The organism is Nocardioides campestrisoli (assembly GCF_013624435.2).
Taxonomy (GTDB): domain Bacteria; phylum Actinomycetota; class Actinomycetes; order Propionibacteriales; family Nocardioidaceae; genus Nocardioides; species Nocardioides campestrisoli.
Window position 1 is genome coordinate 875,473 of record NZ_CP061768.1, and the last position, 25,174, is coordinate 900,646.

The following is a 25,174-nucleotide window of genomic DNA, read 5'->3' on the forward strand; positions in this document are numbered from 1 at the left end:
GTCCCGCCGTCTGGTAGTCCTGCTGGCACGGTGCGTCCTTCGGGGGACGTGACCGGCCCACGGATCGGGGAGCCAGATGACGGACGACCGGAGCGCACGCGGAGGGTTCGTCCCGCCGTACCTGCTGCGCCGCATCGCCAGGTCCGGTGACCCGGGGACAGCCGCGCTGTGCCAGGACACCCTCCGGGCCGACGAGTCGTTCCGCGACATGCGCCGCACCGAAGGCTCCCGGGCCGGGCTCTCCGCCCACACCGAGATCCCGGTGGTGGCCGAGCCAGGGCTCGCCTGGCGGGTGCACGACGCCGAGCACGGCACCCGGCTGCCTGGCCGGCCGGTCCGCGGACCCGGCGACCCGGTGGCCGGAGACCTCGCCGTCGACGAGGCCGCCGCAGGGATCGAGCAGACGCTCCGGTTCTTCGCCGAGGCCCTGGCCAGGGACTCCTACGACGGACGCGGAGCTCCGGTGGTGCTGAGCGTCCACTACCGGGAGCGCTACGAGAACGCCTTCTGGGACGGGCGCCAGCTGGTCTTCGGTGACGGCGACGGCAAGGTCTTCGACCGGTTCACCAAACCGGTCGACGTGCTGGCCCACGAGTTCGGGCACGCGGTGATCGACGCGAGCGCCCGGCTGGTCTACGCCGACCAGCCCGGGGCGCTCAACGAGTCGGTCGCCGACATCCTGGCCAGCTGCCTGCTGCAGTGGCTGGCCGGCCACCGGGTCGAGCAGGCGTCCTGGCTGATCGGCGAGGGCCTCTTCCTGCCCGGGGTGCGCGCCCGCGCGCTGCGCGACCTGGCGGCCCCCGGCACGGCGTACGACGACCCGGTGCTCGGCAGGGACCCGCAGGTCGCCCACTTGGACGACTTCGTGGTCACCGAGGAGGACAACGGCGGCGTGCACCTCAACTCGGGCATCCCCAACAGGGCCTTCCACCTGGCCGCGCTCGCGCTGGGCGGCCGGGTCTGGGAGCGCGCCGGACTGGTCTGGTACGCCGCGCTGACCGGCGAGCGGGTCGGGCCGCGCAGCGACTTCGCCGGCTTCGCCGCGGCCACCGTCGAAGCAGCGGCCGACCTCTGGGACGCCGAGGCGGCGGGGCTGGTGGCGAAGGCATGGGCGGACGTCGGGGTCACCGCGACGTCCGGCGCCACCGGTGTGGGGGAGGAGGCGGCGCCCACCCCGGTGCCCGCGCCGGTCCCGGCCACGGGCCAGGTGGTGGTCACCCGGTCGGGCGGCTTCGCCGGGATCACCACGACGCTGCGGCTCGATCTCGGGCAGGTGCCGCCCGAGGTGCGCAGCGCCGAGCTGGGGCCCCTCCTGCGGTCGGTGGAGTCGGCCCGGGGCGAGGCAGCCCAGGCGCCGCCGGCGCTGCCGGTGGCGGACGGATTCGTCTACACCTTCAGCCTCCCCGGGCGCGAGCCGTGGCGGGTCGCCGAGCCGCAGCTGAGCGACGAGCTGCGGCAGCTCGCCGACCTGGTGGAGCGGTTCGGCGGACGGCCTGAGACAGCCTGAGACAGGCCTACGGCATGCCGGCCGCCTCGGCGCACCGGCGCGCGACCTCGGCCATCGCCTCGCGCAGCTCGGGGCCCTCCTCGATCCGGCAGCGGTACGGGATCCGGGCCAGCCACTCCGCGGCGTACATCCGGGGGTTCTGGGTGCTGCCGACCAGCACGCAGCCCTCGGGGTGCGGCTCCAGCACCCCCATGTGCGGCCCGGCCCACGGGGCGACCTCCTCGGCGGACGCGGCGAAGACCACCCGGGTCGCCAGCGCCCACCCCGAGGCGAGGTGGGTGGCCAGCGCGGCCACGGGGTCCAGGTCCGCGGGCGGGGTGAAGCGCTCCTCGGTGGCGGTGACAGCCTTGATCCGGTCGACCCGGTAGGCGCGGACGGCGTCGGCCCGGTGGGAGTGGCACAGCAGGTACCACCGCCCGAACCGGACCACCACCGCCCACGGGTCGACCAGCGACTCCCACCGCGAGCCCGCGTCGCTGCGGTAGTCGAGCAGCACCCGGCGGGAGGCGGCGACCGCCGTGACCAGGTCGCTGGTGAGGCCCGGGTCGGGCCGGCTGGTACGCCGGTCCGGGGTCGCCGCGGCGTGCTCGCGCAGCGCCGCCGCCTCGCGTCCCACGCTCTCCGGCAGCGCCCGGATCACCTTGGCCAGGGCGGTGCCGACCAGGTCGTCGCGGTCGCCCGGGTCGGCCGCGGCGGGTTGGCTGTCCAGGACCGCCATCACCAGGCCCAGGGCCTCGGCCTGGCTGAAGCTCACCGGCGGCAGCCGGGTGCCGCGTCCCAGCCGGTAGCCGCCGTGTCGACCCCGGGTGGCGGTGACCGGGACGCCGGCCTCGCGCAGGATCGCGACGTAGCGCCGCGCGGCGCGCTCGGTCACCCCCAGCCGGAGGGCCAGCTCCTCGGCGGTGGTGCCCGGTCTGGACTGCAGCACCTCCAGGGCGCGCAGGGCGCGTGCGGTGGGGCTGGTCTCGGCCATCTGCTGACAGTACGACGGAATCCGGCAGCAGAACGTCCGGATTCGTCCCTAGGGTCGAGGAACAGGAAGACCGACGCAGAGGAGCTCGACCATGGACATGCTGCTGATCGCCGGGATGTGGCTGGACGGCACGGTGTGGGAGGACGTGCTCCCGGGACTCGCCGAGCGCGGAGTTCGGGGAGTGCCGGTGACGCTGCCGGGCCAGGGGGACGGCGACGCCCGCGCCACCTACGAGGACCAGGTCGCGGCCGTGGTGGCGGCCCTCGACGCGTCCGACGCTGACCAGGTCGTGGTGGTGGGGCACTCCGCCGCCTCGACGTTGGCCTGGACGGCCGCCGACGCCCGGCTCGACCGGGTCGCCGGGGTGGTGCTGATCGGCGGGGTGCCGGCCACCGAGGGGAGTGCCTACTTCGACTACTTCGAGCCAGTCGACGGGTGGCTGCCGTTCCCGGGCTGGGAGCCCTTCGAGGGCCCCGACATCGCGGACCTCGATGAGGCCGCGCGCCGCGACCTGGCCGCCCGCACGGTCGCGGTGCCGCAGACGGTCACCTCCGGGGTGGTCCGGTACGGCGACCCGCGCCGCCGTGACCTGCCGGTGGCGCTGCTCTGCCCCGAGTTCAGCCCCGAGGAGGCACGGGAGTGGATCGGGTCCGGCGACGTGCCCGAGCTGGAGCAGGCCGGCGCCCTGAGCCTGGTCGACCTCGACTCCGGCCACTGGCCGATGGTCAGCCGTCCGGGGGAGCTGGCCGCGGTGCTGGCCGAGGCGGGCGCCGCGATGAGAGGCGTGCCGGCCATCTGAGCGCTCCGTCGGCGGTGCGTCGGTGGTCGCCCCTGGGCGGTGGAGGTGCGTGCCTGGTGCGGTGGCTGGCAGACTGAGCCGGGTGAAGACCATCGGACTCGTCGGCGGCATGAGCTGGGAATCCAGCGCGGTGTACTACCGGCTCCTCAACGAAGGGGTCGAGGAGCGGCTGGGAGGCCTGACCTCGGCCAAGAGCGTCCTGGCCTCGGTCGACTTCGCGGAGGTGACGGCGCTGCAGCAGGCCGAGCGCTGGGACGAGGTCGCGGAGATCCTCGCCGAGGCCGGTCGCGGCGTCGAGCGCGCCGGCGCCGACTTCCTGCTGCTCTGCACCACCGCGTTCCACCGGGTGGCCGACCAGGTCGAGGCGGCGATCGACATCCCGCTGGTCCACCTGGCCGACGTGGTCGCCGAGGCCAGCACCGAGCAGCGGCTGGACACCGTGGGCCTGATCGGCACCAGCTTCGCGATGTCGCGGACCTTCTTCACCGACCGGATCGCCAGCCACGGGCTCAAGGTCGTGCTGCCCGAGGAGCGGCACTTCGAGACCCTCAACCGGATCATCTACAGCGAGCTGGTGCACGGCAAGGTCGTCGACGACTCGCGGCGCGAGGTCGTGCAGATCGTCGAGGAGCTGTGGGACGCCGGCGCCGGCGGCGTGATCCTGGGCTGCACCGAGCTCGAGCTGCTGGTCCGCCAGGCCGACGTGGAGATCCCCGTGCTGGGGTGCACCACGCTGCACGTGCAGGCGGCGCTGGACCTGGCCCTGGCCGACTGAGCGCCCCCGCCTCGGTCGGGCGCTGCCCCGGCATCTCGCACTCCGGCGTTTCCCAGGTGTGACTCCCCTCGATCGGGGAAGGTATGCCCCGGGCCCGCCCGGGTCCGACCGCACCAGCACGGGGGAACCGCTCATGACCGCTCGCCGCTCGACCCTGGCCGCCACGGCCGCCCTGACCGCAGCCCTGGCGCTGGCGCTCCTGCCCGGCGGGCCCGCCGTGCAGGCCGCCGCGCCCACGGGTGTCACCTTCGACCTGGTCGAGCCCGCGGGAGCCCACGAGCGGATCGACCTGGGGCTGCTGGCCGACCGCTCGACCCCGGCGGCGCGTGGGGTCAAGACGTACGAGGTGGCGGCCGGCAGCACGTTCCGGATCCCGGGCAAGGTCAAGACCTTCCGCGGCAAGAAGCGGGTCGTCACGGTCTGGGAGAAGAAGGGCAAGAAGCTCCGCAAGGCCACGCGGACCAGGACGAACAAGAAGGGCCGCTTCTCCTTCAAGCTGAAGGCCGGCTCCCGGGTCCGGACCCGGACCTACGTCGTCACCGTGCCGCGCAGCCGCGGCGTCCGTCCCGCCCGGCAGCAGTTCCGGGTCCGGGTGGTGGCCGCGACGCCGCCGGTCCCGCCGACCCCGCCGCGCACCCCCACCGGGGTCGCCCCGGCCTGGACCGCGCCTGCCGTGACGGCCTTCGCCGCGCCGACGGTGGCGTCCGGCCAAGTGACCGGGGCGCCCGCCGGGCGCGGGGTGCAGGTGCAGAGCCTGCTCGGCGCGGACTGGGTCACCCTGGCCCGCACCGAGAGCGCGGCGGACGGCAGCTTCTCCGCGACGCTGCCCAACGACTGGGTCCGCAACGCCCCCACCCGGGTGCTGGTGGAGGAGACCCCACAGGCGCTGGGAGCGGTCTCCGAGCCGGTCGGCACCAGCGTCGCCCTCGACTACGCCCCCTCCGGGTCCGACCCGACCAACTGGACCTACAGCGGCACCCAGACGACGCAGCGGTGGCGGTACGACTCGTGCGAGCCGGTCCGCTACCGGGTGAACTACACCCACGCCCCGGCGGGAACGCGGGAGATCGTCCAGCGGGTGCTGCGCGAGGCCCGGCTGGCCACCGGCCTGACCTTCGTGGACGCGGGCGACACCACGTCCTACTCCTGGCCGGTCCCCGGGCTGCCCGGGATCGACCTGGCGACCACCGACCTGCTGATCACCTTCGGCGGCCCCCAGCACACCACCCAGGACATGTCGACGGCGATCGGCTGGGGCGGCGGCGGCACGGCCGTCTGGGCGACGGACGCGCTGGGCTCGCACGCCCGCATCGACTACACGCAGGTCTTCATCGACGTCCTGCAGGACCGCTCGGCCCAGGGATTCCAGTGGACCCCCGCGAAGCTCTCCGCGACGCTGGCCCACGAGGTGGGCCACGCGCTGGGCATGGGCCACTCCCCGGCCGGCAAGCCGGCGGACCAGGTCATGTATCCCACGCTCACCTCGTCGACGCCTCCGCGCTACGGGACCGGGGACCTGACCGGGCTCTTCACGGTGGGCGCCGGCCAGGGCTGCTCGCGGCCCGCCTCAGCCGCCCGTGGCACCTCGGGCCGGCTGGACGTCCCGGTCATGCCCTGAGCCCTGCTCACCTCGGTGCACCCGGTCGGCGGACCGGGTGCGCCGGGGCCCTGCTCAGACCCGGTGCACCTTGTGCTGGGCGGCCTGGGCGCGAGGCTTGATCACCAGCTCGTCGATGTTGACGTGCGCCGGGCGCGTCGCCACCCAGGCGATCGCGTCCGCCACGTCCTCGGCGACCAGCGGGTCGGGGACACCGTCGTAGACGCTCGAGGCGCGGTCGGCGTCCCCGCCGAAGCGGTTGAGCGAGAACTCCTCGGTGGCCACCATCCCGGGGGCGACCTCGCTGATCCGGATCGGCTCGCCGACCAGCTCGAGGCGCAGCGTCTCGGTCATCACCCGCAGCCCGTGCTTCGCCGCGGTGTAGCCGGCGCCGCCCTCGTAGGCGACCCGGCCGGCGGTGGAGCCGACGTTGACCACCACGCCGTCACCGCTGGCCCGCAGGGCCGGCAGCAGGGCCTGGGTGACCCGCAGCACCCCGAGCACGTTCACCTCGTACATCCGGGTCCAGTCGCCCGGGTCGGCGGACTCGACCGGATCGAGCCCGATCGCTCCGCCGGCGTTGTTCACCAGGACGTCGAGGCGGCCCGCCGCCGTCGAGCCGGGGGACAAGGACGCGACGGCCGCGGCCAGGCCGGCGACCGACTCGGGGTCGGTCACGTCGCAGGCGACGGCCGTGCCGCCGATCTCCGCGGCCAGCGCCTCCAGGCGCTCGACCCGGCGGGCTGCGCAGACGACGGAGAACCCGGCGTCGGCCAGGGCGCGGGCGGTGGCGGCGCCGATGCCGCTGCTGGCACCGGTGACCACGGCGGTACGGGGAAAGGGCGCGGCTGAGCTCATCGGACCATGATGGCAGGATCGCGGTTCGTGACGATCATTGCGGCAGCAGACGGATCCGCCCTCGGGAACCCCGGACCGGCGGGGTGGGCCTGGTACGTCGACGACCAGCACTGGGCGTGCGGCGGCTGGCCCCGGGGCACCAACAACATGGGCGAGCTGATGGGCGTGCTCGACCTGCTCCAGCAGACCGCGCACCTCGACGAGGAGCTGCACGTCATCTGCGACAGCACCTACGTCATCAACTCGATCACCAAGTGGATGGCCGGGTGGAAGCGGAAGGGCTGGAAGAAGAAGGACGGCAAGCCGGTCCTCAACGTCGAGCTGATGAAGGCGATCGACGAGGCCATGGCGGGTCGCGCGGTCACCTTCGAATGGGTCAAGGGGCACGCCGGGCACGTGCTCAACGAGCAGGCCGACCGGCTGGCCAACGGGGCGGCCCTGGCCTGGCAGGGCGGCGCGGCGCCGGACCCGGGTCCCGGGTACGCCGGCGCCACCACGACGCACCCGAGCGCCGCGCCCGGGCAGGTCGAGGAGGAGCCGGACCTCTTCTCCGGGCTCACCGCGCAGCCGGACCACGTGCCGACCCCGGAGGAGGAGGTCATCGACCTCGAGCGCTCGCTGCTCACCGACCGGGTACGCAGCGACCCCGCCGCGGTGGCCGCGCTGCTGCACCCGCAGTGGCAGGAGATCGGCGCGTCGGGTCGTCTGTGGTCGCGCGAGGAGCTGCTGGCCGAGATCGGTCCGATCCCTGAGACCACGCTCGACGTGGTGACGGTCGAACAGGTCGAGCCCGACCAGGTGCTGCTCGTCTGGCGCAGCGTCGGCAGCGACCAGGTGGCCCTGCGCAGCTCGTGGTGGACCCGTCGGCACGGACGCTGGGTTCAGCGGTTTCACCACGCGACGCCAGAACGTGCGTAAAATGTGACACACAACTCAGCCGTGTCGCGGGTGCCGTGGCACGGCTAACCTCTGCACTTTCTCCCTGCGTCACCTCACAGGAAGCGAAAATTCAATGACCGTACGTCAACTTGGTGGCGGTTTGGGTGTCCTCGGCGGCATCGTGTGGATCGCGCGATGGCTGATGGCACCGGCGGACGGCCCTGCGGACGTCTTGCGCTACGCGGGCCTCGCGCTCGTGCTGCTCGGGCTCGTCTGCGTCGGCCTGACCCTGGTCAAGGGCCAGGCGCTGTGGCTCGACATCGTGGTGGGCTTCGCCGCGCCGGCGCTCTTCTGGGCCATCTACGAGATGGTCCGGGCCGAGGTCGTCGGGGACGGCCTGCTCTTCCACGGCGTCCTGGGCATCGTCTGGGTGCTCGTCGGGATCGGCCTCATCGTCAAGGGCAAGCCCCGGGTCCAGGACCCGGTGGAGGCGCACGTCTGAACGGCGCCTCCGTGATTCCCCGGCCGCGCGCGGGCGGGGAATCAAGCGACCCCGACGCGGTGTTGTCACCTGCGGCAGTGACGACGACGAAAGGGTCGCGCGTGGACCGGGTGGCGATGATCAGCCTGCACACCTCACCCCTCGACCAGCCGGGGACCGGCGATGCGGGCGGGATGAACGTCTACGTCCTCGAGCTCGCGCGCCGGCTCGGCCAGCAGGGCGTCGAGGTCGACATCTTCACCCGGGCGACGTCCTCCAGCCTGCCGGCCACCGTGGAGGCCGCTCCCGGCGTCCTGGTGCGGCACGTGGCGGCCGGACCGTACGAGGGCCTGGCGAAGGCCGACCTGCCCGCCCAGCTGTGCGCGTTCGCCCGTGAGGTCCTGCGGGCCGAGGCGTGCCAACCCGTCGGCCACTACGACGTCGTGCACTCCCACTACTGGCTGTCGGGCCAGGTGGGCATGCTGGCCCGGGACCGCTGGCAGGTCCCGCTGGTGCACTCGATGCACACCATGGCGAAGGTCAAGAACGCCGCGCTCGCCACCGGGGACGCGCCCGAGCCGACCGCCCGGCTGATCGGCGAGCAGCAGGTGGTGGCCGCTGCCGACGTGCTGGTGGCCAACACCGCCCAGGAGGCCGGCCAGCTCGTCGACCTCTACGACGCCGACCCCGCCCGGGTCGAGGTGGTCCACCCCGGGGTGGACCTGGGGGTCTTCCGCCCGCAGGACGTCGCCGGGGCCCGTCGGCAGCTGGGCCTGCCGCTGGACGCGCACGTGCTGCTCTTCGCCGGCCGGATCCAGCCGCTCAAGGCCCCCGACGTGCTGCTGCGCGCCGTCGCCGTGCTGCTCGAGCTCGACCCCGGGCTGCGCTCCCGGCTGGTGGTGCCGGTGGTCGGCGGCCCGTCGGGCTCCGGCCTGGAGCACCCCGAGTCGTTGGCGCTGCTGGCCGAGGAGCTCGGGCTGCGTGACGTGGTCCGGTTCGTTCCGCCGGTCGACCGGAGCACGCTGGCGTGCTGGTACGCCGCGGCCACCCTGGTCGCCGTCCCCTCGCACAACGAGTCGTTCGGGCTGGTCGCGGTGGAGGCGCAGGCCGCCGGGACCCCGGTCGTGGCGGCCGCCGTGGGCGGGCTGACCACCGTGGTCGCCGATGAGTCCAGCGGCCTGCTGGTGCAGGGGCACGACCCCCGGGACTGGGCGCACGCGCTGCGCCGGGTGCTCGAGGAGCCGGGGCTGCGCGAGCGGCTCGGGCGCGGTGCCTTGGCCCAGGCGGCACACTTCGCCTGGGAGCGGACGGCCAGCGAGACGCTCGAGACCTACGGGCGCGCGGCGTCCCTGATGCGGACGGAGGTGCCGGCGTGAGCACGGACGAGACGATGGGCGTGACCCTGGACGAGCGGGTGGTGGCGCTGGTGCGCGACCACCTCACCGAGAACGAGCTGGACCACGACGAGATCGCGCCCGGGGTCTTCTCCTTCAACCTGCCGGGGACCAAGAAGCTGCAGACCCCGGTCCGGCTCGACGTGGGTCCGCACGCGCTGGCCGTGCACGCGTTCGTCTGCCGCAACCCCGACGAGAACCACGAGCGGGTCTACCGCTGGCTGCTCGAGCGCAACCTGCGGATGTACGCCGTCGCCTTCGCCGTCGACGCCGCCGGCGACATCTACCTCGACGCCCGCCTCCCGCTGGCCGGCCTGGACTCCGACGAGCTGGACCGGCTCCTGGGGTCGGTGCTGAGCTATGCCGACGAGTCGTTCAACACGATCCTCGAGCTCGGCTTCGCCAGCTCGATCCGCAAGGAGTGGGAGTGGCGCACCTCCCGGGGCGAGTCGACGGCCAACCTGGAGGCGTTCAGGGGCTGGCTGGAGGCCGCACCGGACGGGTCACCCGGCTGACCAGCACCCCGGCCAGGCAGAGCGCGCCGCCCACGAAGGCGAGCGCCGGGGGCACCTCGGCGAGCAGCAGCCAGGCCAGCAGCGCGGTGATGAAGGGGACCAGGAAGGTCGCCATCGCGAACCGGCCGGCCTCGGCGTGCGAGAGCGCGTAGGCCCAGGTGGTGAACGCGATCGCGCTGGGGAAGACGCCCAGGTAGACGATCCACCACAGGTCGGCCGCGCTGGCCCGCCCGAGCACCCCGACCAGCTCGACGGTCCAGGGCAGGCAGCCGACCAGGCCGACCGCGTAGTACCAGAAGGTCATGTCCAGCGCGGTCATCCCACTGCCCAGCAACCGCTTCTGGGTGAGCACGCCGATGGCGAAGCCGACCGCGGCCACCACCCCGAGGAAGACGCCCAGCACGTCGCTGCCCGACTCCTGGGAGGACGCGCGTGCGATCAGCACGACGCCGCCGAACCCGATCGCCAGGCCCGCGACCAGCCAGACGGTGAGCCGGTCGCCGAGGAAGACCGTGGCCAGCAGCGCCACCAGGATCGGGCCGAGCTGGACCAGCAGCGCGGCGGTGCCGGCGTCGATGCGCCGCTCGGCCTCGTTGAGGGCCACGTTGTAGACCGCGATCCAGCTCAGCCCGCCGAGCACGACCAGGGGCCAGTCCGCCCGCCGCGGCATCCGCCAGCGGATCCGGTCGGCCCGGCCCAGGCGCACCTCCCGGCCGGCCTGGAGGCGCACCATCACGCCCAGCGCGAGGACGGCGACGGCCAGCCGGCCCAGGCTCAGGGAGCCCGGGGGCACCGTCTCACCGAGGTGCCGGATGGCCACGAAGGCCGAGGCCCAGGTGACCAGGGTGAAGCCCACCGCCAGCAGGGGGAGCCACGGGGCGGGGGAGTGCCCGGCGGTCGCGGCCGGCGCCCCGCTTCTCGTCGTCGTCACAGACCGACCCTAGGCGCAGGCGCCGACAGTCGTCGCGCGGGTTTCGGACCCCGCGTCCGGGCCTGCGGCGCCGCTCAGCAGGCGCCGGTCAGAGGTCCAGCTTGTATCCCAGGCCGCGGACGGTGATCAGGTAGCGGGGCGTGGACGGATCGGGCTCCAGCTTGGAGCGCAGCCGCTTGACGTGCACGTCGAGGGTCTTGGTGTCCCCGACGTAGTCGGCGCCCCACACGCGGTCGATCAGCTGGCCGCGGGTGAGCACGCGACCGGGGTTGCGCAGGAACATCTCCAGCAGCTCGAACTCCTTGAGCGGCAGCCGCTGCTCGGCGCCGTCGACGGTGACGACGTGCCGCTCCACGTCCATCCGCACCGGCCCGGCCTCCAGCGTGTCCGGGGTGAGCTCGGGCTCGCCCCCGCGGCGCAGGACGGCGCGGATCCGGGCGACCAGCTCGCGCGGGGAGTAGGGCTTGGTGACGTAGTCATCGGCGCCCAGCTCGAGCCCGACCACCTTGTCCACCTCGTCGTCCTTGGCGGAGACCATGATGACGGGCACGCGCGAGGTGGCCCGGATCTGGCGGCACACCTCGGTGCCGGGCACGCCGGGGAGCATCAGGTCCAGCAGCACGATGTCGGGGCCCTGGCGGGCGAACTCCTGCAGCGCGGTGGCGCCGTCCGCGGCCAGCGAGACCTCGAACCCCTCCTTGCGGAGCATGTAGGCGAGGGCGTCGCTGTAGCTCTCCTCGTCCTCGACGACCAGCACGCGTGTCATCGGCTTCCTTCCTCTGGCAGTCCGCGGTCGCCCGCGGGTCGGGGGTGCTTGCGGGGCAGGGAGAGGGTGAACGTCGAACCCTCGCCCTCCACGGACCACACGGAGACGTCGCCGCCGTGGGTGGCGGCCACGTGCTTGACGATGGAGAGCCCGAGCCCGGTGCCGCCGGTGGACCGGTGGCGTGCCGGGTCGACGCGGTAGAACCGCTCGAAGATCCGGTCGAGCTCCTCGGGCGGGATGCCGATGCCACGGTCGACCACGGAGATCTCCACGGTGCGCTCGGTGCCCTTCGCGGTGACCAGCACCGAGGTGCCCTCGTCGGAGTAGGTCACGGCGTTGGAGACCAGGTTGGAGACCGCGGCCGCCACCTGGCCACCGTCGCCGCGGACGCAGAGGCCGGGCTCGGTGTCGACCTCGAGCTCGATCCGCTTGGCCGCGGCGTCGGTGGCGGAGGTGTCCACCGCCTGGGCGAGCACCTCCTCCACCGCGACCGTGGCCTGCTCGTCGCCCGGGTCCTGGGACTGGAGGCGGGAGAGCTCGATGACCTGGTGGACCAGCTGGGAGAGCCGGTCGCTCTCCACCAGCATCCGCCCGGCGAACCGCTGCACGGCCTCGGGGTCGGTGGCGGCCTCGGAGACCGCCTCGGCCAGCAGCCGGATCGCCCCGACCGGGGTCTTGAGCTCGTGGCTGACGTTGGCCGCGAAGTCGCGGCGTACGGCCTCCACCCGGCGCTCGCGGGTGCGGTCCTCGGCCAGGACCAGGACCAGGCGGGGACCCAGCGGCGCCACCCGGGCGCTGATGGTGCGCGGGGCCGCCTGGTCGCGGGTCAGGGTCAGCTCGGTCTCCCGGATCTCCCCGTCGCGGCGCACCTTGCTCACCAGGTCGCGCAGGTCCTCGATCAGCAGCTCGTTGCCGCGGACCAGCCCGAAGGCGTACGCCGGCGCGGAGGCCTTGAGCACGGTGTCGTCCTCGTCGAGCACCACGGCGCTGCTGCGCAGCACCGACAGCACGGTGTCGACCCCGGGCGGCAGCACGGGCTCCTCGGTCGGCGACTCCCGGCGCTGCTCACGGTCGCTGATGTGCCACGCGAGGACGCCCACGGCCCCGACGACGACACCGATCAGGGAGGCCAGGGCGGCCTGGGTCGTCGGGTCCACCCCTTGATCGTAGGCCAGGGGCGACGGCGACCGGCCCGACGTCGAGCCGGGCGCCGAGTGTTCACCCCGCGTTCAACTCAGGTCGCCCACCGGACACCTGTGCGGCCTACGGTGGGGCCATGCGTGAGGTCTTCCATGAACAGCTGGACTCGGTCTTCGACGACCTGGTCGACATCTGCAGGCTCGTCCGAACAGCCCTCCAGCGCAGCACCGCTGCGTTGCTGGAGGGCGACCCGGCCCTGGCCGAGCAGGTGATCTCCGCCGACGCCGAGATCGACCGGGCCCGCGAGCGGGTGGAGGAGAAGGCGTTCGCGCTGCTGAGCCTCCAGGCGCCGGTCGCCGGCGACCTCCGTCTGGTCGTCGCGGCGCTGCGGATGGTCACCGAGCTGGAGCGGATGGGCGACCTGTCGGTGCACGTGGCGAAGGTGGCGCGGCTCCGTGCCCCGCACGTCGCGGTGCCCGAGGCGATGCGCCCGACCCTGACCCGGATGGCCGAGGTCGCCGAGGACATGGTCACCCAGGTCATCCAGATCATCGCCGAGCGCGACGTCGAGGCGGCCAGGTCGCTGGCCCGCGACGACGAGGAGATGGACCTGCTGCGACGCTCGAGCTTCGTGACGCTGCTCGCCGACGACTGGGAGCACGGCGTGGAGGCGGCCATCGACATCGCGCTGCTCGGCCGCTACTACGAGCGGATCGCCGACCACGCGGTCTCGGTGGCCAAGCGGGTGATCTTCGTGGTGACCGGGCGGACCGTCCTGGCCGACTGAGCCGGGACGGGCCGGGCCCGCGCCGGCCTCCTCGGTCGGCGCGGCGTCCGCGGTCGGCTCAGCGCCCCTGGTTGGCGACCGCGGCAGCGGCCGCGGCGGCCGCCTCGGGGTCGAGGTACCGACCGCCGGCGGTGATCGGGGCGAGGTCCTCGTCGAGCTCGAAGACCAGCGGCATCCCCGTGGGGATGTTGAGGCCGGCGATGTCGGCGTCGCTGATCTGGTCCAGGTGCTTGACCAGCGCCCGCAGGCTGTTGCCGTGTGCGGCCACCAGGACGGTCTTGCCGGCCTTGAGGTCCGGGACGATCTCCGCCTCCCAGTAGGGGAGGAACCGGGCGATGACGTCCTTGAGGCACTCGGTGCGCGGCATCTCCTCGCCGAGGTCGGCGTACCGGGGGTCGCCCACCTGGGAGAACTCGTCGTCGTCGGCGATCGGCGGGGGAGGGGTGTCGAAGCTGCGGCGCCAGAGCATGAACTGCTCCTCGCCGTACTCCTCCAGCGTCTGCTTCTTGTCCTTGCCCTGGAGCGCCCCGTAGTGACGCTCGTTGAGCCGCCAGGAGCGCTTGACCGGGATCCAGTGCCGGTCCGCGGCGTCCAGGGCCAGGGCGGCGGTGTTGATCGCCCGCCGCTGCAGCGAGGTGTGCACGACGTCGGGCAGCACGCCCTCGGCCTTCAGCAGCTCGCCGCCGCGGACGGCCTCCGCCCGCCCCTTGTCGGTCAGGGCCACGTCGACCCACCCGGTGAAGAGGTTCTTGGCGTTCCACTCGCTCTCGCCGTGGCGGAGCAGGACCAGGGTGTAGGTCATCGTCGTTCCCTCGGGTGGTGAGCTCGGACAGGACTACTGGGGTGTCTGCTGGAGAGTGCTGGTGACGCGGGTGCTGCTGAACCGGGTGGTGCTGAACCAGGTGGTGCGGGGACCGAGGGGGAGAGCCCTCAGCGGCTCAGTGGTCCTCGCCGGTGTTGACCTCGCACACGTCCGGACCGGTGGGCACGCCGGAGACCGAGGCGAACTCGCCGCAGTTCTCCACGACCGGCACCTTCAGGTCGACGGTCTCACCGGTGGAGAAGTCGACGGCCACCTCGACGTACCGGCCGGCCTCGATGTCGCCCTCGACGATCACGGGGCTCTCGGACTCCGCCAGGTTGATGAAGCCCAGGGGGGCGAGGTCGATGCCCTCGATGCCGGAGAAGGTCAGGCCGTCGGGGCTGCTCACGCCCTCCAGGCTCACGTCCTGGTCGGTGGAGTTGTTGGCCAGGCCGGCGATGAAGACGGACTCGCCGGTCTCCGCCGTGACCACGGCCGAGCCCAGGACGTCGACCATGCCGTCGCGGTTGTTCGCGCCGACGGCCGGCGTGTATTCACGGTCCGTGGCGTAGTCGAAGCCGCAGGAGCTCAGCACGGGGGCGAGGACGAGCGCGAGGGACGCGAGCGCGGTCGTACGACGGTGAGGCGTGTGCATGAGCAGAGCGTAGCGCCGCCGCGCCGCGAGCCGCCCGCCGGGCCGCCCGAAACCGGGGTCCACCACAGGGATCGCGCATCTGTCAAGCCCCGATCAGGGCTCTGACCTGCGAAAACGTCTCTCACAGGTGTCTAGCGGGCGTGCTAGACTGGAGCCCTTGAAAGGGGAACTCACCATATGACTTTCACCGTCGGCGAAACGGTTGTCTACCCGAATCACGGGGCTGCCATCATCGAGGACATCGAGATGCGCAAGATCAAGGGGGAGGATCGGGAGTACCTCGTTCTCCGCATCGTCGCCCAGCAGGACCTCGTGGTCCGTGTGCCCGCGTGCAACCTCGACCTGGTCGGCGTGCGCGACGTGGTCGACAAGGCCGGTCTCGACCGGGTCTTCGACGTGCTGCGCGCCGCGCACGTGGAGGAGCCGACCAACTGGTCCCGCCGCTACAAGGCCAACCTGGAGAAGCTGCACTCCGGAGACGTGATGAAGGTGGCCGAGGTCGTCCGCGACCTGTGGCGCCGCGAGCGCGACCGCGGCCTGTCCGCGGGCGAGAAGCGGATGCTGGCCAAGGCCCGGCAGATCCTGGTCTCCGAGCTCGCCCTGGCCGAGCACACCAACGAGGACAAGGCCGAGGCCATCCTCGACGAGGTGCTCGCCTCCTGAGGCGACACCGCCCAGAGCTGACGAAGGCCCCGACGACTGCGGTCGTCGGGGCCTTCGGCATTCCCGGACGGTGGGCCGGCCCTGGTGCTCCGGACCGGGTCAGGCCCTAGGGTGTGAGTGCCATGCTCAGGGATCCGTACCACCTCGACGACGACGAGAACCCGCGTCCGCGCGGTCGCGTGCTCGACGAGGACCGCGGCCGCCTCCCCTACGTGCTGCTGCACGGGGAGGCGCTGGTGGTCTGCGCCGCCTGGGCCGTCGGGGAGGCCGGGATCGAGCTGCTCGACCACGACACCCCGTGGAGCGACGTGCAGGAGGCGGGGGCGCCCCTGGTCCTGCACGACGCGCTGTGCCCGATGACCCCGGCCCAGTTCCTCGCCGACTGCGTCGAGCGCTGCCTGGAGACCGGGCACGTGGTGGTGGGCGTCCGTCCGGTCACCGACACGGTCAAGCAGACCGCGGACGGGGTGCTGGGCGGCACGGTCGACCGCGAGGACCTGCGCGCCGTGAGCTCCCCGGTGGTGCTGCCCGCCGACCTGCTCGCCCACCTGCCGGACCTGCCGGCCACCGACTTCCCGACGCTGCTCGAGAGCCTGGTCCTGGTGCTCGGTGCCGACCGGAGCCGGTGGCTGGAGCTGGTCGAGGCGCCGGCGCAGGGACGCCGCGTGCACGACGCGGACGACGTACGGCTGCTCGAGCAGCTGACCGCGGCCCCGCGCTCCGTCTTCCCCTGACCAGGAACTGCCTGACCGGATCAGGGACCGCCTGACCTGACGGCCGGACGGCGGGGTCGGGCGAGGGCTCAGTCGGTCGGCGTCGGAAGGTCGAGGAGCAGCTCGGCCAGCGCCACGTCCTCGGGGAAGGTGACCTTGAGGTTGCGGGAGCTCGACGCGACGGCGGTGATCCGCACAGGCCGGCCCCCGTCGTCCGGGTCGCCGTACCGCTCCAGGGTGGCGGCGGTGTCGGTGCCCTCGAAACCGTCGCGGGCCGCGGCCCGGTAGGCGCTCAGCAGGGGGCGGGCGCGGAATGCCTGCGGGGTCTGCACCGCCACCAGCCCGCTGGGGCCGGGGGAGCCGTCGGCACGCAGCAGTGGACCCGCCTCCACCACGGGGACCGCTCCGCCGTGCTCGGCGGCGGCGGTGACCAGGCCGGCCATCAGCTCGGAGCCGGCGAGCGGGCGCGCCCCGTCGTGGACGGCGACGACCTCGATCTCCCCGGACTCCACCCACGGGGCGAGCACCTGCAGCGCGGCCTGCTCGGAGGCGTGCCGGGTGTCCCCACCGGTGACCAGCAGCACCTCGGGGGCGTCGGCCCCCTCGCCGGTGTCTCCGTCGTCGGCGTCGTGGAGGTCCAGGTGCGGGCGCAGCGCCTCGGCGACCGCCTCCTCCTCCCCGGGACGGGCCACCACGACCACGCGGCGTACGCCGGGCACCGCGAGGGCCGCGCCCACCGAGTGCGCCAGCACGGGCCGCCCGGCCAGGGGCAGCAGCACCTTGTTGCGGGGGCGGCCGTCGACCACCGCCCCGACCCGCGAACCCGAGCCGGCAGCGAGGACCACGAAGGCGGAGGCAGTCACGCGGGCACCCTATGACGCGCAGGGAGCGGCGTGGGCGTGAGGGCGTGAGGACTAGTTGACACCTGGGTGAAACAGACCGGGGTCTGGCCGAAACATCCCCGTTCCACGCTGTCCGGGTCGGCCCCCGACCCACTGGAGGACACCATGGCCACCCTCACCCAGACCCCCGCCGCCCCCGGCCCGGGCGGTCTCCCGGCCGGCGCGGAGCGCCGGACCGGACGCTGGATCGACGACTGGCGGCCGGAGGACGAGGAGTTCTGGGAGAACGGCGGCAAGCAGGTCGCCCGCCGCAACCTGCTCTGGTCGATCTTCGCCGAGCACCTGGGCTTCTCGGTCTGGCTGATCTGGAGCGTCTCCTCGGCGTTCCTGCTGGCCCAGGGCTTCGACTTCACCGCCCAGCAGCTCTTCCTGCTGGTGGCGCTGCCCAACCTCGTCGGCTCGCTGCTGCGGCTGCCCTACACCTTCGCGGTGCCGAAGTTCGGCGGACGCAACTGGACGGTCGCCAGCGCCGCGCTGCTGCTGGTGCCGACGCTGCTCTTCGCGTTCTTCGTGCAGCGGCCGGAGACGCCGTACTGGGTGTTCTGCCTGATCGCCGCGACCGCCGGCCTCGGTGGCGGCAACTTCGCCTCCTCGATGGCCAACATCAACTTCTTCTACCCCTCGGCCAAGAAGGGCGCCGCGCTCGGGCTCAACGCCGCTGGCGGCAACCTGGGGGTCTCGCTGATCCAGCTGCTGCTGCCGGTGATGGTCGGCGGCGCCGGCATCTTCGGACTGGTCAAGGCCAGCGAGTCCGGCATCAGGCTGGAGGTCGCCGCCTACGTGTACGCCGGCCTGGCCGTGGTCGCCGCGTTCGCCGCCTGGAGGTGGATGGACAACCTCAGCTCCGCGGTCTCCAGCCCGCGCGAGCAGCTCACCGTCGTCCGCAACCGGCAGACCTGGGTCATGTCGTTCCTCTACATCGGCACCTTCGGCTCCTTCATCGGCTACTCCGCGGCGATGCCGCTGCTGATCAAGCTCAACTTCTGGGTGCCCGAGCCTGCCCCGCTCGGCACCGGGATCTTCTTCGCCTACTACGCCTTCCTCGGCGCCGGCATCGGCTCGGTCACCCGGCCCTTCGGCGGGTGGCTGGCCGACCGGCTGGGCGGCGCCCGGGTCACCCTCGGGGCCTTCCTCGGCCTGGTGGTCTTCACCTTGGCCGTGCTCTGGACGCTCTCCCAGCTCACCCCGAACCCGACCGCCGACCCGGCGATCGCCCTGGACAACCAGTCCTGGTTCGGGTGGTTCCTCGGCTTCTTCCTGGCGATCTTCGCCTGCACCGGCATCGGCAACGGCTCGACGTACAAGATGATCCCGGCGATCTTCCGGCTCGAGGCCGAGCGGGGGACCGCGCCGGGCACCCCCGAGCGCACCGGCGCGCTGCACGCCGCCACCAAGCGGGCCTCGGCGGCGATCGGGGTGATCGGCGCGGTCGGCGCCCTGGGCGGCTTCCTGATCCCGCTGGCCTTCTCCGCCCCCTGGGTGGCGGACCCGATGCAGGCCACCCGCGGCGCCTTCATGGTCTTCACCTGCTTCTACGTGGTCTGCGCCGTGGTCACCTACGTCGTCTACCTGCGCCGGGGCACGCGCGCGGGCAGCACGGCCGGCGCGCGGATCTGATGAGCGGGACCCGGGCGGAGGGCACCCGGACGCACTGCCCCTACTGCTCGCTGCAGTGCGGGATGCGGGTGGTCGGGCACCGGACGCCGGAGGTCAAGGCGTGGGCGGAGTTCCCGGTCAACGCCGGTGCCCTGTGCCGCAAGGGGTGGAGCGCCACCGGGCTGGTCGGCTCCCGGGAGCGGCTGACCACCCCGCTGCTCCGCGACCGCGGGACCGGCGAGTTCACCCCGGTCTCCTGGGACGAGGCGCTCGACGTGGTCGCCGCCGGGCTGGCCCGGGCCCAGCGGGCGGGCGGCGCCGACGCGGTGGCCGTCTTCGGCGGCGGCGGGCTGACCAACGAGAAGGCGTACGCGCTGGGCAAGTTCGCCCGCACGGTGCTGCGCACCAGCCAGATCGACTACAACGGCCGGTGGTGCATGTCGTCGGCCGCCTCAGCCGGCAGCCGTGCCTTCGGCATCGACCGGGGGCTGCCGTTCCCGCTGGCAGACGTGGAGCAGACCGACGTGCTGGTGCTGGTCGGCTCCAACCTGGCCGAGACGATGCCTCCGGCGGCCCGGCACCTGGACCGGCTGCGGGAGCGGGGCGGTCGGGTGGTGGTGGTCGACCCGCGCCGCACGGCGACAGCCGAGCGTGCCGACGTCTTCGTCCAGCCGGTGCCCGGCACCGACCTGGCGCTCGCGCTGGGGGTGCTGCACCTGCTGGTCGCCGGCGGGCACGTCGACGAGGAGTACGTCGCCGCGCGCACCACCGGCTTCGCCGAGGTCCGCGACTCGGTCTCCGCCTGGTGGCCCGAGCGCGTCGAGCGGGTCACCGGTGTCCCCGCCGGGCAGGTGCGCGAGCTGGCGGCGCTGCTGGGGTCCCGACAGGGGTCGACCGGCGAGAGGGCCGCGGTGACGGTGCTGACCGCCCGCGGTGCCGAGCAGCACAGCACCGGCTCCGACACGGTGCTGGCCTGGATCAACGTCGCGCTGGCACTGGGCCAGTGCGGCAGGCCGTACGGCGGCTACGGCTGCCTGACCGGCCAGGGCAACGGGCAGGGCGGCCGCGAGCACGGGCAGAAGGCCGACCAGCTGCCCGGCTACCGCTCGATCGAGGACCCCGCCGCCCGGGCGCACGTCGCCGGCGTCTGGGGAGTCGAGCCCGGGTCGCTGCCGGGCAAGGGGCGCTCGGCGTACGAGCTGCTGACGGCGCTCGGCACCGAGGGCGGACCGAGGGCGCTGCTGGTGCACGGCTCCAATCCCGTGCTCTCGGCCCCGCACGCCACCCGGGTGGTCGAGCGGCTGGAGGCGCTGGACCTGCTGGTGGTCTGCGACCTGGTGCTCTCCGAGACCGCGGCGATCGCCGACGTGGTGCTGCCGGTCACGCAGTGGGCCGAGGAGTCCGGCACCATGACCAACCTCGAGGGCCGGGTGCTCCTGCGCCAGCGGGCGCTCACCCCGCCCGCGGGCGTCCGCACCGACCTGGAGGTGCTGGCCGGCCTGGCGCAGCGGCTCGGCAGCACGGTGGCGATGCCCACCGACCCCGAGGCGGTCTTCACCGAGCTGCGGGCCGCCTCCGCCGGCGGGCCGGCCGACTATGCCGGGATCACCTGGGAGCGGATCCGGGAGGAGCAGGGCGTCTTCTGGCCCTGTCCGGAGGTCGACCACCCGGGGACGCCGCGGATGTTCACCCGGTCCTTCGCCCACCCCGACGGGCGGGCCCGCTTCCACGTGGTCGACCACCGGGGCCCGGCCGAGGTGCCCGACGCCGACTTCCCGGTGCACCTGACCACCGGCCGGGTGCTGGCGCAGTACCAGTCCGGGGCGCAGACCAGGCGGATCCGCGAGCTGCCGGACACCGGCCCCTTCGTGGAGATGCACCCGCTGCTGGCGATGCGGCTCGGCACCGCGGACGGGGAGCAGGTCCGGGTGGAGACCCGGCGCGGGTCGATGGTCGCGCCGGCGCGGGTGACCGGGACGATCCGCCCCGACACCGTCTTCGTGCCGTTCCACTGGGCGGGCGCCAACCGGCTGACCAACGACGCGCTGGATCCCGCCTCCCGGATGCCGGAGTTCAAGGCGTGCGCGGCCCGGGTGGGCCTGCCGTGAGCGGCCCCGGTGCGCCCTCGGTTCCGGCCGGGCCCGGGCAGGGGGAGCGGCTGGTGGTGGTCGGCGCCGGGATGGCCGCGAGCCGGCTGGTCGAGGGGCTGGTGGCCGGCGGCTACCGCGGCTCGGTCACCGTGGTCGGCGACGAGGAGCACGCGCCGTACAACCGGATCCTGCTCTCCGCGGTCCTGGAGGGCAGCCACCGCGCAGACGCGCTCACCCTGCGCGACCCCGCCTGGTTCGTCCGGCACGGGGTCGACCTGCGGCTGGGCGTCCGGGTCGCGGAGCTCGACCGCGAGGCGGGGGAGGCCGTGCTGGTCGACGGCGCCCGGCTCCCCTGGGACCGGCTGGTCCTGGCCACCGGCGCGATCCCCACCCTGCCGCCGATCCGCGGGCTGGTCCGGGTGGACGGCCGGCTGCACGAGTCCGTGCACGCCTTCCGCAGCCTCGACGACTGCCGGCGGATGCTGGCCGCCCTGGGCGCCCGGCGGCCCGGCCGCGCGGTGATCGTCGGCGGCGGCCTGCTCGGCCTCCAGGTGGCGCGGGCGCTCGCGGTGCGCGGGGTCGCCACCGAGGTGGTGGAGGGCACCTCCCACCTGCTCTCCGGCCAGCTGGGGGAGGCGGCCGGCGCGGTGCTGCGCCGCGACCTGGCCCGGCTCGGGACCGAGGTCTACACCGGCGTCCGCGCGGTCCGGCTCACCGACGCCGGGCTCCGTCTGGACAACGGCGTGGACCTGCCGGCCGACCTGGTCGTGCTCACCGCCGGCGGCCGTCCCTCGACGGCGCTGGCCCGGCGGGCCGGCCTGATGGTGCGGCGCGGCGTGGTCGTCGACGGCCGGCTGCGCTCGGTGAGCGACGAGCGGATCCACGCGATCGGGGACTGCGCCGAGCACCGGGGGCGCACCACCGGCTTCGTCGCCCCGGCCTGGGAGCAGGCGGGAGTGCTGGCCCGCGTGCTGACCGGGCACCTGAGCGGCGCGGAGCCGGCGTACGACGGGCACCGCACGGTGGCCCGGCTGCGCGCCGCCGGCCTGGAGGTGGCGGTGCTCGGCGACCCCGAGCGGGCCCGGGGCGAGGTGGTGGAGATGACCAACCCGGTCCAGGGCACCTACCGCAAGCTCGTGGTCGACGCCGGGGTGATCGAGGCCGCGACCCTGGTGGGCGACCTGTCCAGCGTCGGGCTCGTCACCCAGCTCTTCGACCGGCGCACGGTACTGGGTCCCGCTGAGCCGGGGGCGTTGCTGATGCCGCAGGCACCCTCGGCGCCGGGCTCGCTGCCCGACGACGTGGAGGTCTGCGCCTGCGCCGGGGTGAGTGCCGGGGCGGTCCGGGCCTGCGGGGACCTGGCGCAGGTACGGTCCCGGACCCGGGCCACCACCGGGTGCGGAGGGTGCGAGGGGGTGGTGCGCACGCTGCTGGCCGAGGCCGCGCCCGTGGGCTGACCGGCACGGCCGAGGTCAGCGAGGCACGCGGTAGCGCAGGGAGAGCACGGAGCCGATGGCGCGGCTCTCCAGCAGCTCGAGGTCGACCTGGCGCGGGTGCCGGGCGAAGTACGGAGTGCCTCCGCCGACCAGCACCGGGTAGACCCGGATCCGGTACTCGTCGATCAGGTCCAGCGCGGCGGCCTCTGCGGCCAGCGTGGCGCCGCCGATCGCGAGGTCCCCCGGGCCCGGCTCATCGCGCAGCCGGACCACCTCCTCGGCCAGCGTGCCCGCGGCCAGGCGGGTGTTGCTGCCGCGCACCTGCGCAGGCGTGAGCGTGCGGGAGAGGACGACCTTGGGCAGCGCGCGCCACAGGACGGCGAACTCGCGCTCCGGCTCGGTGAGCTCCTGGTCCTCCTCGGCGGTCTCCCAGAACAGCATCGTCTCGTGCAGCCGCCGGCCGAGCAGGTGCACGCCGACGCCGCGCACCTCCTCCATCGCCAGGCGGAAGACCTTCTCGTCGGGCACGGACCAGTCGAAGCCGCCGTCCGGTCCGACGACGTACCCGTCCAGCGAGGTGCTCATCGAGTAGGTGACGAGTCGGGTCATGGCACCTTGCTACCGGAGCGCGGCGCACGGCGCAACGCCCTCGGCAGGTACGCCGCGCCGGGGCTGTCGGGGGACTGGGCGGCGAGGTCGCCCGGGTTGGAGAAGGCACACCGCCGCAGGCTCAGGCAGCCGCAGCCGATGCAGCTCTCCAGCCCGTCGCGCAGCCGCTCCAGCGCCGCGATCTGCTCGTCGATCCGGCCGCGCCAGTGCCGGGAGATCCGATGCCAGTCGGCCTTGGTCGGGTTGCGGTTGCTGGGCAGCCGCGAGAGCTCGTCGCGGATCTCCTCCAAGGTCAGCCCGACGTTGGACGCGGCCCGGATGAAGGCGAGCCGGCGCAGCACGTTGCGCTCGTAGCGGCGCTGCCCGCCGGGGGAGCGGGTCGCGGTGATCAGTCCCTGGTCCTCGTAGAACCGCAGGGCGGAGGCGGCGAAGCCGCTGCGTCGGACCACCTCGCCGATCAGCAACAGGTCCCGTGCGTCCACCACGCCTCCTCACGGGCCTCCGAAGAGCCCTTGACCTCAAGTTAACTTGAACTCCAATACTCCACTGCATGACGACATCGACGCAAGAGCAAGCCCCGGTGGCCGTGGTCACCGGGGGATCGGCAGGACTCGGCCTCGCCCTGGTCCGGGAGCTGGCGGACTCCGGATGGCGGGTGGTCACCGACGGCCGCACCCAGGCGCGGTTCAAGGAGGCGGCGCTGCCCCAGGAGGTGAGCGTCCTGGTGGGCGACCTCACCGACCCCGAGCACCGGGACGCCCTGGTGGACCGGGTCCGCGAGCACGGCCGCCTCGACCTGCTGGTGCACAACGCCAGCACCCTGGGGCCGCTGCCGATGCGGTCGCTCGCCGAGGTCACCGGGGACGACCTCCAGCAGGTCTGGCGCACCAACGTGGGCGGCCCGCTGGTGCTGACCGGCCGGCTGCTCGACCTGCTGCAGGCCGTCGACGGGGTGCTGGTGGGGATCAGCTCGGACGCCGCGGTCGCGCACTACCCGACCTGGGGGCTGTACGGCGCGAGCAAGGCGGCGCTGGACCACGTGGTGCTGACCTGCGCCGCGGAGGCCGGGATCACGGCGTACGCCGTCGACCCCGGAGACATGCGTACGGCGATGCACCAGGACGCCTTCCCCGGCGAGGACATCTCGGACCGGCCGCTGCCGGAGGCGGTGGTCCCGCACCTGCTGGCGCTGCTGGGCCGGCGACCGGCCAGCGGCCGCTACCGCGCGCAGGACTTCTCGTGACCAGGCTGGAGGTGCTGCCCAGCACCCGCTTCGACGCCTCCGACCACGCGCCCGGCCCCACGGAGTGGCGCGGTCTGCCCCGGGACCTCGGCCGGCTGCTGGTGGCGACGGCGGCCGGCACCACGCACGCCCGGTTCCGCGACCTGCCCGACCACCTGCGGCCCGGTGACGTGCTGGTGGTCAACGACTCGGCCACCGTGCCGGGCCAGGTCGACGCGACGCTCGCCGGTCGGCCCGTCGTCGCGCACGTGGCGGCCCGGCTGGAGGACGGGACCAGGGTGGTCGAGCTGCGCAGCGCCCCGGACGCGGCGCGTGCGGTGCTGGACGCCGCCCCGGGGGACGCGGTGCAGGCGGGCGAGGTCACGCTGCGGCTGATCGACCCCTGGCCCACCGGCACGGCCTCGTCGCCGACCGGCCGCGGCAACCGGCTCTGGCGGGCCCAGGTGACAGGGGACCTGGCCGCTCTGCTGGAGCGGCGGGGGCGGCCGATCGCCTACGGCTACCTGGACCGGCGATACCCGCTGTCGGTCTACCAGACGGTCTTCTCGACCAGGCCCGGCAGCGCCGAGATGCCCTCGGCCGGGCGGCCCTTCACCGCGGACCTGGTGCGCCGGCTGGCCGACCGCGGAGTGCTGCTGGAGGCGGTCACCCTGCACACCGGGCTCTCCTCGCAGGAGGCCGGGGAGGCCCCGGGCCCGGAGTGGTTCGAGGTGGGGGAGCGGGCCGCGGCCCGGATCGCCGGGGCCCGCGCCGCGGGCGGACGGGTGGTGGCCGTGGGTACCACCGTGACCCGGGCGCTGGAGTCGGCGGTCGAGGACGGGCGGCTGGTCCCGGCGTCGGGGTGGACCCAGCGGGTCGTCACCCCGGCCGACCCGCCCCGGGTGGTCGACGGCCTGGTCACCGGGTGGCACGACCCGGTCGCCTCGCACCTGTTGCTGGTGGAGGCGGTCGGGGGCGCCGCGCTGACCCAGCGGGCCTACGACGAGGCGGTCGCCGAGCGCTACCTGTGGCACGAGTTCGGCGACTCGGCGCTGCTCCTGCCGCGCTGAGACGCCGGGCGCCG

26 protein-coding genes are annotated in these 25,174 nt (G+C 73.9%); 16 read left to right on the forward strand and 10 right to left on the reverse strand.

Going from position 1 to position 25,174, the window contains the following annotated elements; translation table 11 throughout:
* Positions 1 to 76: 76 nt before the first annotated feature.
* Complete coding sequence (locus H8838_RS04225; RefSeq protein WP_224766370.1) at positions 77 to 1,507, forward strand: protealysin inhibitor emfourin; 1,431 nt, start codon at positions 77 to 79, stop codon at positions 1,505 to 1,507.
* A 7-nt stretch (positions 1,508 to 1,514) separates the two neighbouring features.
* Here the strand turns inward: H8838_RS04225 and H8838_RS04230 are convergent, their stop codons facing one another.
* A complete protein-coding gene (locus H8838_RS04230; protein WP_181311673.1) occupies positions 1,515 to 2,480 on the reverse strand; it encodes a helix-turn-helix transcriptional regulator in 966 nt (321 codons plus the stop codon).
* A 91-nt stretch (positions 2,481 to 2,571) separates the two neighbouring features.
* On the opposite strand from H8838_RS04230, the gene H8838_RS04235 reads away from it, so the two are divergent.
* The 3 genes from H8838_RS04235 (at position 2,572) to H8838_RS04245 (ending at position 5,672) form a co-directional block, all read left to right on the forward strand.
* Positions 2,572 to 3,279, forward strand: a complete 708-nt coding sequence (locus H8838_RS04235; RefSeq protein WP_185996001.1) for an alpha/beta fold hydrolase — start codon at positions 2,572 to 2,574, stop codon at positions 3,277 to 3,279.
* Positions 3,280 to 3,361: 82 nt separating this feature from the next.
* Positions 3,362 to 4,054, forward strand: a complete 693-nt coding sequence (locus H8838_RS04240) for an aspartate/glutamate racemase family protein (protein WP_185996002.1) — start codon at positions 3,362 to 3,364, stop codon at positions 4,052 to 4,054.
* A 133-nt stretch (positions 4,055 to 4,187) separates the two neighbouring features.
* Positions 4,188 to 5,672 carry a matrixin family metalloprotease gene (locus H8838_RS04245; protein ID WP_185996003.1) on the forward strand — a complete coding sequence of 495 codons (1,485 nt, stop codon included), beginning with the start codon at positions 4,188 to 4,190 and terminating at the stop codon, positions 5,670 to 5,672.
* 54 nt (positions 5,673 to 5,726) lie between these two features.
* On the opposite strand, the gene H8838_RS04250 is transcribed toward H8838_RS04245, so the two are convergent.
* Positions 5,727 to 6,509 (reverse strand): SDR family NAD(P)-dependent oxidoreductase, encoded by a 783-nt coding sequence (locus H8838_RS04250; RefSeq protein ID WP_181311669.1) that lies wholly within the window; start codon positions 6,507 to 6,509, stop codon positions 5,727 to 5,729.
* Between the two features lie 27 nt (positions 6,510 to 6,536).
* Here H8838_RS04250 and H8838_RS04255 point away from each other — a divergent pair, with 27 nt between their 5' ends.
* The 4 genes from H8838_RS04255 to H8838_RS04270 all read left to right on the forward strand — a co-directional run bounded on the left by H8838_RS04255 (position 6,537) and on the right by H8838_RS04270 (position 9,778).
* Complete coding sequence (locus H8838_RS04255; RefSeq protein ID WP_185996004.1) at positions 6,537 to 7,427, forward strand: ribonuclease HI family protein; 891 nt, start codon at positions 6,537 to 6,539, stop codon at positions 7,425 to 7,427.
* A gap of 142 nt (positions 7,428 to 7,569) precedes the next feature.
* A complete protein-coding gene (locus H8838_RS04260; protein WP_181311667.1) occupies positions 7,570 to 7,890 on the forward strand; it encodes a hypothetical protein in 321 nt (106 codons plus the stop codon).
* A gap of 101 nt (positions 7,891 to 7,991) precedes the next feature.
* Positions 7,992 to 9,245: a D-inositol-3-phosphate glycosyltransferase gene (mshA, locus tag H8838_RS04265; protein ID WP_397181709.1), complete on the forward strand. Its 1,254-nt coding sequence runs from the start codon at positions 7,992 to 7,994 to the stop codon at positions 9,243 to 9,245.
* Between the two features lie 14 nt (positions 9,246 to 9,259).
* Positions 9,260 to 9,778, forward strand: coding sequence for a YbjN domain-containing protein (locus tag H8838_RS04270; protein ID WP_185996098.1), 519 nt, complete (start codon positions 9,260 to 9,262; stop codon positions 9,776 to 9,778).
* On the opposite strand, the gene H8838_RS04275 is transcribed toward H8838_RS04270, so the two are convergent.
* From H8838_RS04275 to H8838_RS04285, 3 genes are all read right to left on the reverse strand, one after another.
* Positions 9,735 to 10,709: a DMT family transporter gene (locus H8838_RS04275; RefSeq protein ID WP_185996005.1), complete on the reverse strand. Its 975-nt coding sequence runs from the start codon at positions 10,707 to 10,709 to the stop codon at positions 9,735 to 9,737. The two genes, H8838_RS04270 and H8838_RS04275, sit on opposite strands and share 44 nt — an antisense overlap.
* 88 nt (positions 10,710 to 10,797) lie before the next feature.
* Entirely contained in the window at positions 10,798 to 11,475 is a 678-nt protein-coding gene (locus H8838_RS04280; RefSeq protein ID WP_181311666.1) for a response regulator transcription factor, read from the reverse strand.
* Positions 11,472 to 12,632: a sensor histidine kinase gene (locus H8838_RS04285; RefSeq protein WP_181311665.1), complete on the reverse strand. Its 1,161-nt coding sequence runs from the start codon at positions 12,630 to 12,632 to the stop codon at positions 11,472 to 11,474. The genes H8838_RS04280 and H8838_RS04285 overlap by 4 nt, the downstream gene beginning before the upstream one ends.
* Positions 12,633 to 12,751: 119 nt before the next feature.
* Between H8838_RS04285 and phoU the strand changes: the two genes are divergently transcribed.
* Positions 12,752 to 13,402 carry a phosphate signaling complex protein PhoU gene (gene phoU / locus H8838_RS04290; RefSeq protein ID WP_181311664.1) on the forward strand — a complete coding sequence of 217 codons (651 nt, stop codon included), beginning with the start codon at positions 12,752 to 12,754 and terminating at the stop codon, positions 13,400 to 13,402.
* 58 nt (positions 13,403 to 13,460) lie between these two features.
* Here the strand turns inward: phoU and H8838_RS04295 are convergent, their stop codons facing one another.
* On the reverse strand, positions 13,461 to 14,204 hold the full coding sequence (locus tag H8838_RS04295; RefSeq protein WP_181311663.1) for a phosphoglyceromutase: 744 nt from the start codon (positions 14,202 to 14,204) through the stop codon (positions 13,461 to 13,463).
* A gap of 136 nt (positions 14,205 to 14,340) precedes the next feature.
* Positions 14,341 to 14,859 (reverse strand): hypothetical protein, encoded by a 519-nt coding sequence (locus tag H8838_RS04300; protein ID WP_181311662.1) that lies wholly within the window; start codon positions 14,857 to 14,859, stop codon positions 14,341 to 14,343.
* 177 nt (positions 14,860 to 15,036) lie between these two features.
* On the opposite strand from H8838_RS04300, the gene H8838_RS04305 reads away from it, so the two are divergent.
* Together H8838_RS04305 and H8838_RS04310 are read left to right on the forward strand one after the other, a co-directional pair.
* Entirely contained in the window at positions 15,037 to 15,522 is a 486-nt protein-coding gene (locus H8838_RS04305; protein WP_181311661.1) for a CarD family transcriptional regulator, read from the forward strand.
* A 122-nt stretch (positions 15,523 to 15,644) separates the two neighbouring features.
* Complete coding sequence (locus tag H8838_RS04310) at positions 15,645 to 16,256, forward strand: 2-C-methyl-D-erythritol 4-phosphate cytidylyltransferase (protein ID WP_185996006.1); 612 nt, start codon at positions 15,645 to 15,647, stop codon at positions 16,254 to 16,256.
* A 68-nt stretch (positions 16,257 to 16,324) separates the two neighbouring features.
* On the opposite strand, the gene H8838_RS04315 is transcribed toward H8838_RS04310, so the two are convergent.
* Positions 16,325 to 17,098: an IspD/TarI family cytidylyltransferase gene (locus tag H8838_RS04315; protein WP_181311659.1), complete on the reverse strand. Its 774-nt coding sequence runs from the start codon at positions 17,096 to 17,098 to the stop codon at positions 16,325 to 16,327.
* Positions 17,099 to 17,242: 144 nt separating this feature from the next.
* Here H8838_RS04315 and H8838_RS04320 point away from each other — a divergent pair, with 144 nt between their 5' ends.
* From H8838_RS04320 to H8838_RS04330, 3 genes are read left to right on the forward strand one after another with little or no spacing between them, the layout of a single operon-like run.
* A complete protein-coding gene (locus tag H8838_RS04320; protein ID WP_181311658.1) occupies positions 17,243 to 18,754 on the forward strand; it encodes an MFS transporter in 1,512 nt (503 codons plus the stop codon).
* Positions 18,754 to 20,841: a molybdopterin oxidoreductase family protein gene (locus H8838_RS04325; RefSeq protein WP_181311657.1), complete on the forward strand. Its 2,088-nt coding sequence runs from the start codon at positions 18,754 to 18,756 to the stop codon at positions 20,839 to 20,841. Before H8838_RS04320 ends, H8838_RS04325 begins: the two co-directional genes overlap by 1 nt.
* Complete coding sequence (locus tag H8838_RS04330; RefSeq protein WP_224766371.1) at positions 20,838 to 22,280, forward strand: FAD-dependent oxidoreductase; 1,443 nt, start codon at positions 20,838 to 20,840, stop codon at positions 22,278 to 22,280. The genes H8838_RS04325 and H8838_RS04330 overlap by 4 nt, the downstream gene beginning before the upstream one ends.
* A gap of 15 nt (positions 22,281 to 22,295) precedes the next feature.
* Here H8838_RS04330 and H8838_RS04335 read toward each other — a convergent pair whose 3' ends face one another.
* On the reverse strand, positions 22,296 to 22,868 hold the full coding sequence (locus tag H8838_RS04335; RefSeq protein ID WP_181311656.1) for a dihydrofolate reductase family protein: 573 nt from the start codon (positions 22,866 to 22,868) through the stop codon (positions 22,296 to 22,298).
* Positions 22,865 to 23,350 carry a redox-sensitive transcriptional activator SoxR gene (gene soxR, locus H8838_RS04340; RefSeq protein ID WP_181311655.1) on the reverse strand — a complete coding sequence of 162 codons (486 nt, stop codon included), beginning with the start codon at positions 23,348 to 23,350 and terminating at the stop codon, positions 22,865 to 22,867. Before soxR ends, H8838_RS04335 begins: the two co-directional genes overlap by 4 nt.
* Positions 23,351 to 23,418: 68 nt before the next feature.
* Between soxR and H8838_RS04345 the strand changes: the two genes are divergently transcribed.
* Both H8838_RS04345 and H8838_RS04350 read left to right on the forward strand, forming a co-directional pair.
* Positions 23,419 to 24,111 (forward strand): SDR family NAD(P)-dependent oxidoreductase, encoded by a 693-nt coding sequence (locus H8838_RS04345; protein ID WP_181311654.1) that lies wholly within the window; start codon positions 23,419 to 23,421, stop codon positions 24,109 to 24,111.
* Positions 24,108 to 25,160, forward strand: a complete 1,053-nt coding sequence (locus tag H8838_RS04350; protein ID WP_181311653.1) for an S-adenosylmethionine:tRNA ribosyltransferase-isomerase — start codon at positions 24,108 to 24,110, stop codon at positions 25,158 to 25,160. The genes H8838_RS04345 and H8838_RS04350 overlap by 4 nt, the downstream gene beginning before the upstream one ends.
* The last annotated feature ends 14 nt before the right edge of the window (positions 25,161 to 25,174 follow it).

Bases quoted from the DNA above. Each gene is read 5' to 3' on its own strand.
- H8838_RS04270 (WP_185996098.1), top strand. From the start codon at position 9,260: ATGGGCGTGACCCTGGACGAGCGGGTGGTGGCGCTGGTGCGCGACCAC.
- H8838_RS04325 (WP_181311657.1), top strand. From the start codon at position 18,754: ATGAGCGGGACCCGGGCGGAGGGCACCCGGACGCACTGCCCCTACTGC.
- H8838_RS04305 (WP_181311661.1), top strand. From the start codon at position 15,037: ATGACTTTCACCGTCGGCGAAACGGTTGTCTACCCGAATCACGGGGCT.
- phoU (WP_181311664.1), top strand. From the start codon at position 12,752: ATGCGTGAGGTCTTCCATGAACAGCTGGACTCGGTCTTCGACGACCTG.
- H8838_RS04245 (WP_185996003.1), top strand. From the start codon at position 4,188: ATGACCGCTCGCCGCTCGACCCTGGCCGCCACGGCCGCCCTGACCGCA.
- H8838_RS04280 (WP_181311666.1), bottom strand. From the start codon at position 11,475: ATGACACGCGTGCTGGTCGTCGAGGACGAGGAGAGCTACAGCGACGCC.
- H8838_RS04230 (WP_181311673.1), bottom strand. From the start codon at position 2,480: ATGGCCGAGACCAGCCCCACCGCACGCGCCCTGCGCGCCCTGGAGGTG.
- H8838_RS04300 (WP_181311662.1), bottom strand. From the start codon at position 14,859: ATGCACACGCCTCACCGTCGTACGACCGCGCTCGCGTCCCTCGCGCTC.
- H8838_RS04235 (WP_185996001.1), top strand. From the start codon at position 2,572: ATGGACATGCTGCTGATCGCCGGGATGTGGCTGGACGGCACGGTGTGG.
- H8838_RS04225 (WP_224766370.1), top strand. From the start codon at position 77: ATGACGGACGACCGGAGCGCACGCGGAGGGTTCGTCCCGCCGTACCTG.
- H8838_RS04310 (WP_185996006.1), top strand. From the start codon at position 15,645: ATGCTCAGGGATCCGTACCACCTCGACGACGACGAGAACCCGCGTCCG.
- H8838_RS04335 (WP_181311656.1), bottom strand. From the start codon at position 22,868: ATGACCCGACTCGTCACCTACTCGATGAGCACCTCGCTGGACGGGTAC.
- H8838_RS04250 (WP_181311669.1), bottom strand. From the start codon at position 6,509: ATGAGCTCAGCCGCGCCCTTTCCCCGTACCGCCGTGGTCACCGGTGCC.
- H8838_RS04295 (WP_181311663.1), bottom strand. From the start codon at position 14,204: ATGACCTACACCCTGGTCCTGCTCCGCCACGGCGAGAGCGAGTGGAAC.
- H8838_RS04320 (WP_181311658.1), top strand. From the start codon at position 17,243: ATGGCCACCCTCACCCAGACCCCCGCCGCCCCCGGCCCGGGCGGTCTC.
- H8838_RS04345 (WP_181311654.1), top strand. From the start codon at position 23,419: ATGACGACATCGACGCAAGAGCAAGCCCCGGTGGCCGTGGTCACCGGG.